This is a genomic window from Snodgrassella sp. W8135 (assembly GCF_016101225.1).
GTDB lineage: Bacteria > Pseudomonadota > Gammaproteobacteria > Burkholderiales > Neisseriaceae > Snodgrassella > Snodgrassella alvi.
This window is the reverse complement of sequence record NZ_JACFQX010000001.1, coordinates 1,104,377-1,120,277: the sequence shown is the minus strand read 5'-3', so window position 1 is coordinate 1,120,277 and position 15,901 is coordinate 1,104,377. Positions and strand designations below refer to the sequence as shown.

Genomic DNA, 15,901 nt, shown 5'->3' with positions numbered 1-15,901 from the left:
GGGCAAGCTATGATAAGACAAGCCCTGATAAGCAGACAATTGAAACAGAATTGTTTGGAATGGGTGAATAACAAGTCAGTTTCAGACACAGTCCTGAAATTATGGCTATTATTACATAATAATAATTAATATAGCGAATACAAATACATCACAGCGATGGTAATCAGAATGGCAAATGCACAGCCAATTTTGGCAACCACACCAACAACCAGGCCAATCAGTGTGGCAAAACCTACCTTGCCGGCAGCGACCAGATTGCGTCTGGCAATAAATTCACCGGTTGCTGCACCAATTAACGGCCCCAATACCATGCCCGGTAAGGCAAAAAACATGCCAATAATCGCACCAATAAAAGAACCCCAGATAGCTCTTCTGCTTGCACCACTATGTTTAGCGCCCAGCATACCGGCCATATAATCTAGAAAACAACCTAATAAAGTCAGTATACCTAAAGTAATTAATGTGGGTGCCCCCATAATCTGATAATTGCTGCTCAATGCCAGTAACCATGCACCTCCGAACATGAGAGGCAGACCCGGTAAAGCAGGCATAAATGTACCTAATAAACCAATGAGTAATAAAACAATAGCCAATATTACCAATACTGCATTCATGGCAAATTAGTCCTTAATAAAATTCATAATATAGAATAGTAAAATGGGGGATGCGGTTGTCACATACAAGGATAAATTTTGTTGTGTAGATAAAAAATATGTAATCAGCCGGTGATTAATAACAGATAATTTTATCAGTTTGGCATGGTATCTGTATATTAGTGAGCATTTGCAGTACAGACAATCTGTATAAAATATAAATGATAAATAAACCTGCGTTATTTGTTGAGACTGGATGATTCAATAGCAATACAATAACTAGATTGAATAACAATGCTATTTATTATGAAATATTTTTCTTAAAGATAAATATTCGATATTGAAAAAAGGCAGCCTTTAAAAAGCTGCCTGTACCAGATAAACTTTAATTAATCTAATTTTTTAAAGTGTTTGCGGCGTTCCTGTTCGCTCAGGTAGCGTTTACGCAGACGAATGGTTTGCGGAGTAATTTCTACTAGTTCATCATCATCGATAAACTCTACCGCAGCTTCCAGAGACATTAGTACCGGCGGAGTCAGACGCACTGCTTCATCTGTGCCGGAAGCACGGACATTAGTCAGTTTTTTGCCTTTCAGCGGATTAACAACCAGATCATTGTCACGGCTATGAATACCGATAATCATGCCTTCGTAAATTTTTTCGCCCGGATTGATAAACATACGACCTCGGTCTTCCAGATTCCATAAAGCATAGGCTACGGCATCACCCTGTTCTTGTGATACCAGTACACCATTGCGGCGGCCGGGTATTTCTGCTTTTACTGGTGCGTAATTATCAAATACGTGGCTCATCAGTCCCTGACCACGGGTCATGGTCATGAATTCACCCTGAAAACCAATCAGACCGCGCGCAGGAATACGGTATTCCAGACGGGTACGGCCTTTGCCGTCGCTTTCCATATTGGTCAGTTCACCGCGGCGGCGACCCAGTTCTTCCATTACAGCACCCTGAGTATTGTCTTCTACATCGACAGTCAGGTTTTCGTAAGGTTCGCATTTAACGCCGTCAATTTCACGGAAAACCACACGTGGTTTGCCGACAGCCAGCTCATAACCTTCACGGCGCATATTTTCAATCAGAATAGTCAGATGAAGCTCACCACGGCCTGAAACACGGAATACATCTGCGTCTGCTGTGTCTTCAACGCGAAGGGCTACATTGGTCAGCAATTCTTTTTGCAAACGTTCGCGAATCTGGCGACTGGTAACAAATTTACCTTCTGTACCGGCCAGCGGGCTGGTGTTGACCATGAAATCCATCGTCAGGGTAGGTTCGTCTACGCTCAGCATAGGCAGCCCCTGAGGTTGTTCACGATCAGCAATGGTAACACCGATACCTATATCTTCCAGTCCGGAAACCGTAACAATATCACCGGCTTCTGCTTCTTGTAACGGAATGCGTTCCAATCCTTTGAAGCCAAGCAACTGATTAATGCGTCCCTGACCAATCTGCTTATCTTCATTCATGATAGCTACTACCTGACCGGGTTTAATTCGTCCGTTCAGAATACGACCGATACCCAGCCGGCCGGTATAGTTATCATAATCAAGCTGAGAAATCTGTAATTGCAGAGGTTTATCTGCATCACCGGCTGGTTCCGGGGTATATTTCAGAATGGTTTCAAACAGCGGACGCATATCGGTAGATTCGTCTTCTTCATTCAGCTTGGCAAAGCCAGACAGACCAGAAGCATAAACGATAGGGAAGTCGAGCTGTTCATCGGTAGCGCCCAGTTTATCGAATAGTTCAAATGTCTGGTCAATTACCCAGCTCGGGCGGGCACTTGGCTTATCAATTTTATTGATCACTACAATCGGTTTCAGCCCTAATGCCAGTGCTTTTTTGGTAACAAAGCGGGTTTGCGGCATCGGACCTTCCTGTGCATCCACCAGTAGTAGCACACAGTCTACCATTCCCAGTACACGTTCTACTTCGCCGCCAAAGTCGGCATGTCCGGGTGTATCAACGATATTAATATGGTAGCCTTCGTATTCGATGGCGGTATTTTTGGCAAGAATGGTAATGCCGCGTTCTTTTTCAAGATCGTTGCTGTCCATTACTCGTTCGTCTACCTGCTGATTGGCACGGAAAGTACCGGACTGGCGCAATAACTGGTCTACCAGTGTGGTTTTGCCGTGGTCGACGTGTGCGATAATGGCAATATTACGAATTTTTTTACTCATAGGAGTGTGTAACCTAGTTTATTAGCTATTTGTAAGGAAAATTAACCTTGAATTATAACATTTACTCTGCTTTTCGTGGAATTTTTAGCAAAATCAGATGTTCTGTCCGTATTAAAGAGGCTGACTTACATCTGTGTATGTGTCATAGTTAACGTTTTTCCGGTGTTATTCCGGCTGGGTTATTTGAGGCAGTCTGTTGTAATTGTGGTATTGAAGAGGGATGCAAAACCTAGGCAATGGAACAGTTAGAATTTTTTGTTATTCCCAGTCCCTGTAAAGGTGTTTGTGAAAGCAATCATAAGGGATATTGCAAAGGCTGTCTGCGCAGCAGGGACGAGCGTCTTTACTGGTTACGTATGTCTGATACTCAGAAACAGTATGTGCTGCGTTTGTGTGCATTGCGCCGGCGCAAGCTGGAACAAATGCAATCACAACCAGCAGACCAGACAGAACAAAATCTGAGTGAGCAAATATGGCTGCAGGCAGATTTTGATTTTTAGTTTTCAATAGCTGATAAGTTAGTTCGTAAATTTTGATTTTTGGGGAAAAAATGCATTTTCTGATTATTAGTATTTTATGTAGTGTCTCTGTATCAGTATTACTGAAACTGGCACGCAGAAACGGTGTTAATATTGCTCAGGCCGTAGCGATTAATTACCCGGTAGCTGCTGCCTGCACCTGGTTTTTTTTACGTCCGGATTTTTCTGACTGGCATACTTATAGCAGTCACTGGATTATTTTTCTGGCTTTAGGTATTGGTCTGCCGCTCGGCTTTATTGTGCTGGGGCGGGCTATCGAACAGGCGGGAATGGTAAAAACAGATGCTGCACAGCGCCTGTCGCTATTTATGCCTATAGTGGCCGCATTTGTGGTCTTTGGAGAAACTTTAAGCACTAATAAAATTATTGGAATTGCACTGGCACTAATGGCCTTGCTTACCTTGCTGTACCGTGAGAACCCGGCTAAAAGCAAAGGAAAAGGCGATTTTTTAAGTACTGCCGGCTATTTATTCGGTGTATGGCTTTGTTACGGAACAACAGATATTCTGTTTAAACAGATGGCGAAAAGCGGAACAGCTTTTGCACCGACCTTGCTGGTGTCATTTATCCTCGCTGCTATTCTGATTATATGTTATCTGTGTTTACGCAGAATAGTCTGGAATGCGGCCAGTATTCTGGCAGGTCTGATACTGGGTGGTTTGAATTTTGCCAATATTCTGTTTTACATTCGTGCACATCAGTATTTTCAGCAAGACCCTTCGCTGGTATTTGCCGGTATGAATCTGGGCGTAATAACACTGGCCACTATTATTGGTGCTTTTGTGTTTAAAGAAAAAATCAATGGTTTGAATGCTGCCGGAATTGTACTGGCAATTGCTGCAATCTGGTTTCTGTTTTATGGCAGCAGGCTTAATTCTTTGTTGTAGCCGATTTATATTGAAAAGCTGTTCTGAAATTCAGAACAGCTTTTTTTGATGTGCTTAGCCGGCATTACTTAATTGTGCCAGCTGCTGAGCCTGATGCTCGGCAATTAATGCCTGTGTCAGCTCAGATAAATCACCATCCATAATAAAATCCAGTTTATGCAAAGTAAGATTGATGCGATGATCGGTTACTCTGCCTTGCGGATAATTATATGTGCGAATACGTTCACTGCGGTCGCCGCTGCCAATCAGGCTTTTACGTTCAGCAGCCTCTTTGGCATGAGCAGCATGTTTTTGCTGTTCGTACAGACGGGAGGCAAGTACTCGCATTGCCTGTGCTTTATTGGCATGCTGTGAACGACCATCCTGACATTCCACTACCATACCCGTTGGTAAGTGAGTAATACGTACGGCAGAATCCGTCTTATTAATATGCTGACCACCCGCACCAGAGGCGCGGAAAGTATCAATGCGTAAATCGTTCGGATTGAGCTGTACTTCAGCCACTTCATCGGCTTCCGGCATAATGGCCACAGTACAGGCTGAGGTATGGATTCTGCCCTGACTTTCTGTGGTTGGTACGCGCTGAACCCGATGGCCGCCAGATTCAAATTTGAGCTGACTGTAAACATTCATGCCTGCAATTCGTGCAATCACTTCTTTATAGCCACCCAGATCACTTTCACTGGCGGATACAATTTCTACCTGCCAGCCCATACGTTCTGCAAAGCGGGTATACATGCGCAATAAATCGCCGGCAAATAAAGCTGCTTCATCACCACCGGTTCCGGCACGAATTTCTATGAAAATATTCTTGTCATCATCTTCGTCTTTCGGTAATAAAAGTTTTTGCAGCTCGCCATCCAGCTGAGTAATCTGATTACGGGCAGTATTGATTTCTTCAGCCGCAAATTCTTTTAATTCCGGGTCTGCCAGCATTTCTTCTGCGGCAGCTAAATCAGTTTCTGCCTGTGTATACTGGCGATAGGTTTCTACTACCGGTGTAAGCTCGGCATGTTCACGAGTAAGGCGACGATATTCGTCAATATTGTCCGTGACATCAGGAGAAGCCAGCAAAGCGGTTACTTCTTCCAGACGCTCAGTCAGGTGCTGTAACTTGTCTATCAATGAAGGTTTCATCTGGTATTCCGTATTAAATAAAAGCTATCAGTCGTATTAAATATATAGAGTTAAGGATTATGAATAAATTGGAGGCAGTAGCTAATGCTGCTGATTTTTTCCATGCAGCTGGTAAATCTGACAAATGGCCTCGGCCAGCTCAGGATATTGCTGACTGTCTTTATTTAAAGCTCGGGTGGGTGCATGCAAAAGGCTATTGGTTAATTCACGGCTTAAACGCTGCAATACTTCTTCAACAGGTGTACCTTTACGCAGACGGCGCAGAGCTTTATTGACTGCTTTGCTGCGCTGCTGTTCACCCTGATCGCGCAATTCACAAATTAAAGGAACGCTATTACGTGTCTGTTGCCATGCAATAAACTCAGCAACTTTGCCTGCAACCATCTTTTCAGCTTCAGCTGCAGCCTGTTGCCGTGCTGCCTGACCATGCTGCACAATATGAACCATATCATCAACACTATATAAATACGCATCGTTCAGTTCGCCTGCTTCGGCTTCAATGTCGCGTGGTACGGCCAGATCAAGCAAAAACATCGGCATGCCGCGCCGCTGCCTGAGTGCGCGTTCTACTAAACCTTTACCAATAACCGGAAAAGGGCTGGCAGTAGAAGAAACAATTACGTCGTATTCAGCCAGAATTTCAGGTAAAGCAGTTAATATGCGTGCATCTGCTTCACAGCTTAATTTCTGACATAACTCCTGAGCCCGCTCCAGTGTACGGTTTAAAACAGTCAGGCGCCGCGGACATTCTGCGGCAAAATAGGTGGCTACCAGCTCAATCATTTCACCGGCACCCACCATTAAAACATTCAATGCTGAAATATCAGGAAAAATCTGTGCGGCCATTTTAACTGCAGCAGCAGCCATGGATACAGAGTTTTCTCCAACTGCACTTTCATTGCGAATTTCTTTAGCTGCTGCAAAAGTTTTTTCAAACAGAGCATTCAGCTGCTGATGCAGCGTATGCCGGCTGCGGGCAACGCGTACGGCTTCTTTTAATTGTCCGAGAATCTGCGGTTCACCTAAAACCATTGAATCCAGTCCGCAAGCCACCCGAAAGGCATGCTGCACAGCCTGTTTATCATGGAATTGATATAAATAGGGAGCAAATTCAGATAATGGCAATTGATGGTAGTCGGCCAGCCATTGTATGGCTGTGGTTGCATTACCAGTACAGTAAATTTCTGTACGGTTACAGGTAGACAGAATCATCGCTTCTGCTATTTCTTCCTGACTGCCAAGCGCAGTCAGTGCTTCTGCCAGTTCTATGGCAGGGAAAGCCAAACGTTCACGTACAGAAACTGGCGCAGTTTGGTGATTGAGTCCGATAACGGTTAAAGACATACTACCTGAAGTAATTTGCGTTTGCCCGCTACCGCGGGTAGGATAATTGCCAGCCAGACTTTATATTCTATATAAATATAAAGTTATTAAATCGGGCAATTATACGCTATCAGTGCTGAAAAAGCAGTAAATCATGCCTGAGAGTGGTATAAATAACTTTTTCGCATGCATAAACAAAAAAATGAAGAATCTGGATTTGCACGATATTCGTGAAGATTACAGCCAGCAGTCACTTAGTGAAGCTGATTGCTGTGAAGACCCTTTGGAGCAGTTTCAAAAATGGTTAATGGCAGCCATGCATGCCAAAGTAAATGAGCCTACAGCCATGAATGTTGCTACTGTTGATCAGCACGGACGACCTAATGCCCGCATTGTGCTGTTAAAAGAAGTGACAGCAGAAGGGTTTGTAATTTTTACTAATTATCATAGCCGTAAAGGGCGTTCATTAAGTCTGAATCCGCATGCGGCACTCACATTTTTCTGGCCGGAACTGGAACGTCAGGTACGGGTGGAGGGAAGCGTGCAACAATTACCTGCAGCAGAATCAGATGCCTATTTTCAGTCCCGACCTTACAGCAGCCGTATTGGTGCATGGGCTAGTGAACAAAGCGCCGTAATTAATAGTAAAACCGAGCTGATGGCGCGTGCAGCAAAACTGGGGGCAAAATATTTGTTCAATGTACCCAGACCGCCGCATTGGGGCGGATATCTGGTTAAACCCGAGCTGGTAGAATTCTGGCAGGGAAGACCAAGCCGTTTACATGACCGTATTCAGTATACAAGACAAAATAATCTCTGGATTAAACAGCGCTTATCACCTTAAACATCTTTTGGCCTATATTGATTCAGAAGTTGAAGGCGCGGCTGCTGTAGCCGGACTATCCATAAGAACTTTGTTTTGAATAAAATCTTCAGCCTGAGTTTTCAGGCTGAAACGATCATTTGTTTTGTTTTCAGCAATATTCAGCAACGCAGAAAAATCTACTTTTACTATAATTTCCGGCATAGATACTATATTCCACAGACTACGCAATAAACTGGTTTTGCCGGCAAATGCTACTTTAGATGTACGCAATCCCTGAGGGTTGTAATAGCGCATGGCTACTGCCATCACGGGTGTATCTGCATCTATTGCTGCCTGAAACAGCGCTGCTTTAAACGGCAAGGTAGTCATTCCCTCAGATGTATACGCTTCGGGAAAAAACAGGACGTTTTTACCTTCATGTAATGCCAGTACTATGGCTTTGATAACCGGATTAATATCCTGTCTCGACTGACGATTAATATAAACAGTGCCCCCGTTTGTAGCCAGTCTGCCGATTACCGGCCATGATTTGACACTTTGTTTAGCAATAAAGCCACCGGGGATATAGGACATTAATACGAAAATATCCAGCCAGCTAATATGATTGGCTACAGTAAGCCAGGGCATACTTGCTGTATCGGGTAATAATTGTTCAGAGTTTACCTTTACGTGCAGAATATCAAGTAAATTGTGCGCAATTGAAATTAATTCCTTATTTCGCTCTGTTTCATTCAGGTTCTTAAACCGATTTACCCGTCTGATTGTCTTAACCAGCCATAAAGCCAGTCTGAAAATACGCGAAAAACGGGTAATTAAAGAAGTATGTTCTGATTTTGTCATTGTTATTTATCGTTTTTTCTGGCATTGAGGACAATAAAAACTGCTTCTTTGTCCCAAAATCATTTTTTCAATCGGATGCCCGCATTGCGGGCAAGGTTCACCGGCTCGTCCGTATGCCTGATGTTGTAGCTGAAAATAACCACTGGTACCAGCACTATTTACAAAATCCCTTAAAGTACTGCCACCTGCTGTAATGGCTTCCTGTAGTATCTGTTTGATTGCATCAGTCAGTGCGCTAATCTGCTGTTTATTCAGCTTCATAGCCGGAATGGCCGGATGGATACCAGTACGGAACAAAGCTTCGTTAGCATAGATATTGCCTACACCGACAACAATCTTATTATCCATAATTGCTGTTTTAATCGCACGTTTCTGGTTTGAAAGTTTTTGTAGCAAATAATCAGTATTAAAATCCTGGCTGAGTGGTTCCGGTCCGAGGTTAACTAATAAAGGATGCTGTTCAATGAGTCCGATAAACCATAAAACAGCTCCGAAACGTCTGGGGTCATGAAATCGTAAGAGCGTACCATTACTAAAAGCAATATCTACATGATCATGTTTTTGTACTGGCGGAGCAGTAAAGTCAGTAAAGACGCGTAAACTGCCTGACATACCCAGATGAATAATTAATGTGCCTGAAGCTAATTCAATCAGCAGGTATTTAGCTCTGCGTCTGACTGATAATACCTTTTCGCCGCCAAGCTGTTCGCCTAGATTATCTATTATCGGCCAGCGTAAACGCGGCTGACGCACTTCTACCTGTGAAATAGTTTGATTTTCAATAAAAGGAGCGATTCCGCGCAGCGTTGTTTCTACTTCCGGTAACTCGGGCATAATTTATTTATATTATTCAGAATAAAATCGTTACAATAGCATCATGAAAACAAAATTTAAAGCACATACTGTGTCAGTTTTAATCAGATAAAATTGCCATAAGTCATACGCAGCTAAAATTGTCTGTGTTAAAGTAGCAAATTATTTTACCCTAATAGTTTATTCTTTAAACGGCTGCAAATTTTATCGTGCCGGTTAAAGTATTTAATAACTGAACACATATTGCATGATAAACCGCGATTAGAAAAAAATTGCCTGCACAAGTACAGAGTTGTTATTTATTTATGATTCAGTGTCTACGTAAACTGATTTGCATATATGGAGAAGTTTAATGCCTCGTTGGATTCATCGTATTACCCCGATTGTTTTAAGTTTAATGGCTGTACATATGGCCAATGCCAACAGTGTGTCAGAGCAGCATAAACCAGTACCATTGATTCAAACTAAAATTGAGCGGATAAATAATCAGGTTACAGCACCGGATGATGCAGATTCGCTGCAACGGCGTCTGGCTATTGCCGGCCGTGCCAATGATATTTTTACTTTATTTGCCACAGAACTTATTTATTCTCAGGGTAAAACGGATCAGGCTCTGGCCGCAGATATGCGAATGCTTGAGCATACACAGGAACCAGATGTGGCTGAACGGGCGATGGAAATGGCTCTTGGCGCAAATAAAATCACCGAAGCGCAAACCATTGCTAATCGCTGGCAGCAAATTGAGCCGACAGAGACACCAGCCAGACAGCGCCTGATGTGGGAGCTGGCTATCGCCAAAAATGATGTGCCGCAAGTATTGAAAAATGCAGATGCAGTTTTATCTCATGCCAATGATTATCAGCTGCGCCGGTTGTTTTTAAAAATGGCACAATTCCGGTTAAATAATCTGGATGCCACTGATGAGTTAAATGCACCGATTCACAAAACAGCAGTTTTACATCCTGAAATGGCAGAAGCCCTAATTGCCGATGCTATTTATGGTGCAACCGGTGCGCATAAAGAGCAAACCATCAAAGCGTTACAATTACTGGTTCATCTGGATACCGATATTTTTCCAGCCAGCCAGCTGACACTGAACCTGATTAATCTTAAGCAGCCACAATATCTGCTGGATTTTTACCAGCTAACCGGTGTGGATACCATGCCAGCTAAATGGCAAAGTCTTTATATAGAATTGCTGATTAAGAATAATCAATTACAACAGGCATATCAAACTTTGCAGCCATTACTTGAGAAAAGTAAAAGCGCGGATCTGTATTTGCAGGCAGTTTATCTGGCTGTCAGTCAAAAAGCTGCTACAGCTACCATTGCCGGCTATGCAGAGAAAATTGTAGAACTGGGGAATTCCAATCAGCGAAGTAAAGCGGCCATGATGGTGGCTATGCGCTATTATGATGAACATAATCTGCCGGCTTCCCGTTCGTGGGCGACTAAAGTTAATGATCCGCAGTTTCTCTTTGATCAGGCACTTATGATGTGCTCAATTGAAGCAGAACAAAAACACTGGAAAGCAGCTCAGCAATGGTTAAATAAAGTTCAGACAGATAAAACACCGGCAGGTACTTTTTTCAGCGGATCGGATTTGCTTCGTTTACAAACATTTGTAAATAGTTCTTCACTTACTGACCAGAAATATGAACAATATCTGAATAGAGTGATTAATGAAGCAGAACATGGTGATACCAGAACACAGGTAGAAAATGTTGCGCCGTTATTACTCCTTCGTGGGCTGTTATATGCAGATAAATTTGATGAGCCGGCAAAAGCAGTAGCAGATCTGCGCCGGTTTGTGAAAATGCGGCCTAATCAGATAGAGGGGCTTAATGCACTGGGTTACACCTTATTAAGTCTGTCAAAAGATCACTGGCAGGAAGCACAGCAATTGCTGGAGCAAGCCTATGCTCAGAATAACCAGTCTCCGGCAATTAATGACAGCCTGGGCTGGGCTTATTTTCTTAATGGTAATGTAGAAAAAGCGCTGCCTTTACTAGAATATGCATATCAGAAGCTGCCGGAAAGTGAAGTAGCTGCTCATCTGGGGGAAGTTTACTGGCAGCAAGGGCGTGAGGACGAAGCTCGTCAGATATGGGCTCAGGGCTGGCTTAATAAAGCCAGTGATCATAAAATTCTGAATCAAATACTAAGTAAACACCAAATCAGACCGAATAGTCTGCCCTTAGCTACAGCAAAGAAGGTAGAAACTCAGGCTGATGCAGATATCTATTTACAACAGGCAGGAATTTTATTTAGCAACAGAACCAATGAACCGGCTTTGATTGAAAATATTAATAAAGTCATTCAGACCGGTAACAGACTTCAACAAAGTCAGGCAGCGCTTCTCGCTGCAACATATTACTTTTCTAATCGGGATATGACCTCTGCACGTAAGTGGCTGGATAAAGTAACTGATAGTGAGTTGATCGGAGATAAAGCCTATCTGATGGGGATGATTGAAGTAACCCAAAATAATATACCGGCTGCAAAGCAATGGTTAGCTCGGATAGATCAGAATAAAGAATCACCCGTTTCTGATAATATGCATACCATTGCACTGTCAGTTTATATTGATAGTAAAACCCTCGATCCGAAAGTTTATGTACAAAAGCTGACACAGATGCTAAAGGATGCAGACAAAAAAGCTGCTGCATCTGAGGATAATAATACAGACTTAAAAGCATTCCTGCTGTATTCACGAGCAACAGCTTATAGTGAAAAACTGGATCAGCCGAAAAAGGCAATAAAAGATATTCGTGCTTTTATTGAATTAAAACCTGATGATGCGGAGGGCTATAATGGGCTGGGCTATACCATGCTAAGTATGCCAAAACGCTATTGGGCAGAGGCTTTATCGATTTTGCAGCATGCAAGTCAGCTGGATAATGAGTCCTGGGCAATTCAGGATAGTCTGGGGTGGGCATATTATCTGAATAACCAGCCTGAAAAAGCGTTACCGCTTTTACGTTCAGCCTATCAGGTTCAGCAGGAAAGTGCCATTGCAGCGCATCTGGGAGAAGTCTTGTGGCAGCAAGGAGAACAGGAACAGGCACGAAAAATTTGGGCACAGGGATTAGCTAATAAAGACTCTGACCAGAAAGAGTTACAACAGATTTTGAAAAAATTTAATGTAAATCCGTCTAGTCTGACTACTGCACCGAAATCACAAAACAATAAATAGCCGGATACTAGTTATCGACTTTAGCAACTGAACTATTGAAATTTACCGAAAAAGCTGCCGTATGCATCAAGTGTCAACGGCAGCTATTCATTTAATTCTAAAACATAAATTAACTTCACACAGCTTATATAACTAATTCTGATAATATTACAATAATAGACAATCATAGATACCGGAATAAGAATGATATATTCATATTTACGTAAAAAAAATCTTTATCTGGCAGCAGCTATCACCAGCCTGGCTTTAAGTGCCTGTAGCAGCCTCATACCAGACAGAATAACATCGGCATCAGACTGGCAGGCTGGTAACGAAAATGATGTTTCCGGTTTTGACAGTTCCGGACGGCTGGCTATTAAGGATCAGGGTAGAGGAAGCTATGCAAATTTTAGCTGGCAGAATACCGGTAGCGTACAAACAATTGAAGTCAAAACACCATTGGGTAATAGTGTAGGGGTTTTATGTACTGACAGCTCAGGTGTAATTGCAGAAGACAGTAAAGGGCAGATAATTACTGCAGCCAGTATTGAGGAGTTAAGCCAGCGTATGCTTGGTTTTGTGCTTCCGTTTGATCACTTGAATCAATGGGTGCAGGGATATTGGATTGCAGATGAACCTTATCAGTTATTGCCCAACGGCAAACTTAAACAGTCTGGCTGGATTATCCAGCGTCAGCAACAAAACGGAAGTCATAATCCGCGTATTGTACTGTTAAATAATGCACGCTTCGACATCAGACTGGTGTTTGATGAATATACAGATACTGATGATAGTGCAAAATCAGCACAATGCGAATTGCGTCAAAAATTATCCTGATTAATTATTTAAAAATATGAATAAATCTCCAGCAGCTGATGCACGGCATTTTCTGGCGCCGGCCAAGCTGAATCTTGATTTGAGAATCGTCGGACGGCGCGCCGACGGCTACCATTTACTTGAAAGCATTTTTACTCTGATTGAGCTGTATGATCATATCTGGTTCAGCCTAAATCAGACAGGCTGCATAAAGTTACATACGCCAACTGACGGCATTACTGAAGAGCAGGATTTGTGTGTGCGTGCAGCCCGGTTATTATCCGACCATACCGGTACTAAACACGGAGTGGATATCTGGCTGGAAAAACAGATTCCTGTTGGTGGCGGACTGGGTGGTGGCAGTGCGGATGCGGCAGTCGTATTAATGGTGCTTAACCGATTGTGGCAGCTTAATCTGAGTAAGACAGAACTATTACAGCTTGGCGTGCGCTTAGGTGCAGATGTGCCGTTTTTTATTTTTGGACAAAGTGCATTTGCTCGCGGTATTGGTGAGCAATTAAGCCCGATATCTTTGCCAAAACAATGGTATGTGATTATCAAGCCTCCGGTGCATGTCAGTACACCGAAAATATTTGCACATAAAGACTTGACACGTGATTCCAAGCCACGGATAATGCCAGACTTCCAAGCAGGACAGCACTGGCGCAATGATATGCAGAGCGTTGTTTTAGCTGAGTATCCAGCAGTAAAAGCGGCATTTGATGTTTTGGCTGAATACGGTTCACCAATGATGAGTGGTTCTGGTGCATGTGTATTTTTGTCATTTAATTCTGAAAGTGCAGCGCAAGCTGTTTACAATAAAGTTTCTTGCGCGCATCAGGCATATTGTGTTGCTTCCCTGACGAGGCATCCGTTTTATCAATGATGTGTGTAGTTGGGGAGTCGTCAAGTGGTTAAGACACTGGGTTTTGATCCCAGTATGCGTAGGTTCGAATCCTACCTCCCCAGCCAGTTGCTTGATAAAAAGCATTGGGGAGTCGTCAAGTGGTTAAGACACTGGGTTTTGATCCCAGTATGCGTAGGTTCGAATCCTACCTCCCCAGCCACATTTCGAGCAAATAAGCAGTAAACCCTATTGGGGAGTCGTCAAGTGGTTAAGACCCCGGATTCTGATTCCGGTATGCGTAGGTTCGAATCCTACCTCCCCAGCCAATTCAGATAAGCGTGTAAGTTTACTTACACGCTTATTTAATGTGTAAATGACAAATTGTTATTTTATAGCACGTGCAGATTGCCATAAGTGATATAATTTGCCATTAATCCCGTACGGAAAACTTCCAGTCGGGAAACAAGCAAGTTTGTATAACTGTTTTCACTTTTTGTGATAATTAGCATGGTTAAGCCTGCAAAATGCAATACAGTTTCAATCCTAGTAATAGAATAGTGTTACTATTTTGTTGTGTTGCTATCAGGTATCGGCAAAATTGATTGATTAAATCTGTTTTAACCATGATACTTGCAGCTATCAGTATATACAGAATATTTTTCAAAGAGGTGGTCATTGCTTTTGAATTTAAAAGTAACGTAAACGGGTTAACAGCGAAATGAGCAACGAAATTCATAACGTTGAAAGCCATTACTTGTTTAAATGACAGATACACTACAACCCAAGTGGTGATATGAAAGCTTTGGATTAATGTTTAATCTACCTCACACAAATCAAACCAAACCAAAACAGGACTCAGGTACAACAGAAATGGCAGCATACGACAGTTTGATGGTTTTTACCGGCAATGCGAATCCGGAGCTGGCAAATAACGTAGCCAGACACTTGGATATTTCTCTGGGACGTGCTTCAGTTGGAAAATTTTCTGATGGCGAAATTGCAATTGAATTACTTGAAAATGTACGTGGTCGTGATGTATTTATCGTACAGCCTACCTGTGCACCGACTAACGATAACTTAATGGAAATCCTGACAATGGCTGATGCACTCAAGCGTGCTTCAGCCGGACGGATTACTGCAGCCATTCCTTATTTCGGCTATGCACGCCAGGATCGCCGTCCGCGTTCAGTACGTGTGCCGATTTCTGCCAAACTGGTAGCCAATATGCTGTATTCTGCCGGTATCGACCGCGTACTTACAGTTGACTTGCATGCTGACCAGATTCAGGGCTTTTTTGATATTCCGGTAGACAATATTTATGCTACCCCCATTCTGGTGCATGATATTGAAAAGCAGCGCATTGATAATCTGACAGTTGTCAGCCCTGATATCGGTGGTGTAGTGCGCGCCCGTGCCGTAGCAAAAACACTGGGCACTGATCTGGCCATTATTGATAAACGCCGGCCAAAAGCCAATGTGGCAGAAGTAATGAATGTAATCGGTGAAATTCAGAATCGTACCTGCCTGATTATTGATGATATGATTGATACAGCAAATACCTTATGTAAAGCTGCATCAGCATTAAAAGAACGCGGTGCAGAACGCGTGCTGGCTTATGCTACTCATCCGGTATTTTCCGGAGCGGCGATTGAGCGTATTGCTTCATCAGAAATCGATCAGGTTGTAGTCACTGATACTATTCCTTTATCTGAAGCTGCACAGAAATGTGATCGGATTCGTCAGGTAAGTATTTCAGGCCTGCTTGCAGAAACTGTACGTCGTATCAGTAACGAAGAATCTGTGTCATATCTTTTCAATGAAGATGTGGCCATACCGGGAGCAATGTTTCTCCCTTAATACCCCCAAGCCGTCTTAAGCTGGTCGCGGCCGATGACGGCATT

At 42.9% G+C, this 15,901-nt stretch carries 13 protein-coding genes and 3 tRNA genes; 10 read left to right on the top strand and 6 right to left on the bottom strand.

The genetic code is table 11. From position 1 onward, the window contains the following. Nucleotides 1-125: 125 nt before the first annotated feature. Together H3T75_RS05010 and typA are read right to left on the bottom strand one after the other, a co-directional pair. On the bottom strand, nucleotides 126-614 hold the full coding sequence (locus H3T75_RS05010) for a DUF456 domain-containing protein (RefSeq protein ID WP_025330591.1): 489 nt from the start codon (nucleotides 612-614) through the stop codon (nucleotides 126-128). Between the two features lie 368 nt (nucleotides 615-982). Continuing rightward, entirely contained in the window at nucleotides 983-2,797 is a 1,815-nt protein-coding gene (gene typA / locus H3T75_RS05005; protein ID WP_025330592.1) for a translational GTPase TypA, read from the bottom strand. A gap of 236 nt (nucleotides 2,798-3,033) precedes the next feature. Here typA and H3T75_RS05000 point away from each other — a divergent pair, with 236 nt between their 5' ends. Then, nucleotides 3,034-3,297, top strand: a complete 264-nt coding sequence (locus H3T75_RS05000) for a DUF1289 domain-containing protein (RefSeq protein WP_084562397.1) — start codon at nucleotides 3,034-3,036, stop codon at nucleotides 3,295-3,297. Nucleotides 3,298-3,347: 50 nt separating this feature from the next. Beyond that, the gene (locus H3T75_RS04995; RefSeq protein WP_110414172.1) at nucleotides 3,348-4,223 is read left to right on the top strand and encodes an EamA/RhaT family transporter; all 876 of its coding nucleotides are present in this window, start codon (nucleotides 3,348-3,350) and stop codon (nucleotides 4,221-4,223) included. Between the two features lie 54 nt (nucleotides 4,224-4,277). On the opposite strand, the gene prfA is transcribed toward H3T75_RS04995, so the two are convergent. Both prfA and hemA read right to left on the bottom strand, forming a co-directional pair. Continuing rightward, complete coding sequence (prfA, locus tag H3T75_RS04990; protein WP_110414173.1) at nucleotides 4,278-5,360, bottom strand: peptide chain release factor 1; 1,083 nt, start codon at nucleotides 5,358-5,360, stop codon at nucleotides 4,278-4,280. A gap of 81 nt (nucleotides 5,361-5,441) precedes the next feature. Beyond that, nucleotides 5,442-6,704, bottom strand: a complete 1,263-nt coding sequence (gene hemA, locus H3T75_RS04985; protein ID WP_198209370.1) for a glutamyl-tRNA reductase — start codon at nucleotides 6,702-6,704, stop codon at nucleotides 5,442-5,444. 190 nt (nucleotides 6,705-6,894) lie between these two features. On the opposite strand from hemA, the gene pdxH reads away from it, so the two are divergent. Beyond that, nucleotides 6,895-7,527: a pyridoxamine 5'-phosphate oxidase gene (pdxH, locus tag H3T75_RS04980; protein ID WP_198211285.1), complete on the top strand. Its 633-nt coding sequence runs from the start codon at nucleotides 6,895-6,897 to the stop codon at nucleotides 7,525-7,527. A 12-nt stretch (nucleotides 7,528-7,539) separates the two neighbouring features. Here pdxH and H3T75_RS04975 read toward each other — a convergent pair whose 3' ends face one another. After that, nucleotides 7,540-8,349, bottom strand: a complete 810-nt coding sequence (locus H3T75_RS04975; protein WP_110414488.1) for a lysophospholipid acyltransferase family protein — start codon at nucleotides 8,347-8,349, stop codon at nucleotides 7,540-7,542. A gap of 6 nt (nucleotides 8,350-8,355) precedes the next feature. After that, nucleotides 8,356-9,183, bottom strand: a complete 828-nt coding sequence (gene mutM, locus H3T75_RS04970; protein ID WP_025330599.1) for a bifunctional DNA-formamidopyrimidine glycosylase/DNA-(apurinic or apyrimidinic site) lyase — start codon at nucleotides 9,181-9,183, stop codon at nucleotides 8,356-8,358. A gap of 331 nt (nucleotides 9,184-9,514) precedes the next feature. Between mutM and H3T75_RS04965 the strand changes: the two genes are divergently transcribed. The 7 genes from H3T75_RS04965 (at nucleotide 9,515) to H3T75_RS04935 (ending at nucleotide 15,857) form a co-directional block, all read left to right on the top strand. Then, nucleotides 9,515-12,358 (top strand): tetratricopeptide repeat protein, encoded by a 2,844-nt coding sequence (locus H3T75_RS04965; RefSeq protein ID WP_198209368.1) that lies wholly within the window; start codon nucleotides 9,515-9,517, stop codon nucleotides 12,356-12,358. A gap of 183 nt (nucleotides 12,359-12,541) precedes the next feature. Continuing rightward, complete coding sequence (gene lolB / locus H3T75_RS04960) at nucleotides 12,542-13,174, top strand: lipoprotein insertase outer membrane protein LolB (protein ID WP_198209366.1); 633 nt, start codon at nucleotides 12,542-12,544, stop codon at nucleotides 13,172-13,174. Between the two features lie 16 nt (nucleotides 13,175-13,190). Beyond that, nucleotides 13,191-14,039: a 4-(cytidine 5'-diphospho)-2-C-methyl-D-erythritol kinase gene (ispE, locus tag H3T75_RS04955; RefSeq protein ID WP_025330602.1), complete on the top strand. Its 849-nt coding sequence runs from the start codon at nucleotides 13,191-13,193 to the stop codon at nucleotides 14,037-14,039. Between the two features lie 10 nt (nucleotides 14,040-14,049). Continuing rightward, nucleotides 14,050-14,125: transfer RNA gene (locus tag H3T75_RS04950), tRNA-Gln, on the top strand. A gap of 19 nt (nucleotides 14,126-14,144) precedes the next feature. Then, nucleotides 14,145-14,220, top strand: a tRNA-Gln gene (locus tag H3T75_RS04945). 30 nt (nucleotides 14,221-14,250) lie between these two features. Next, nucleotides 14,251-14,326 (top strand) — tRNA-Gln (locus H3T75_RS04940). A gap of 544 nt (nucleotides 14,327-14,870) precedes the next feature. Next, nucleotides 14,871-15,857: a ribose-phosphate pyrophosphokinase gene (locus tag H3T75_RS04935; protein ID WP_025330604.1), complete on the top strand. Its 987-nt coding sequence runs from the start codon at nucleotides 14,871-14,873 to the stop codon at nucleotides 15,855-15,857. Nucleotides 15,858-15,901: the final 44 nt, after the last annotated feature.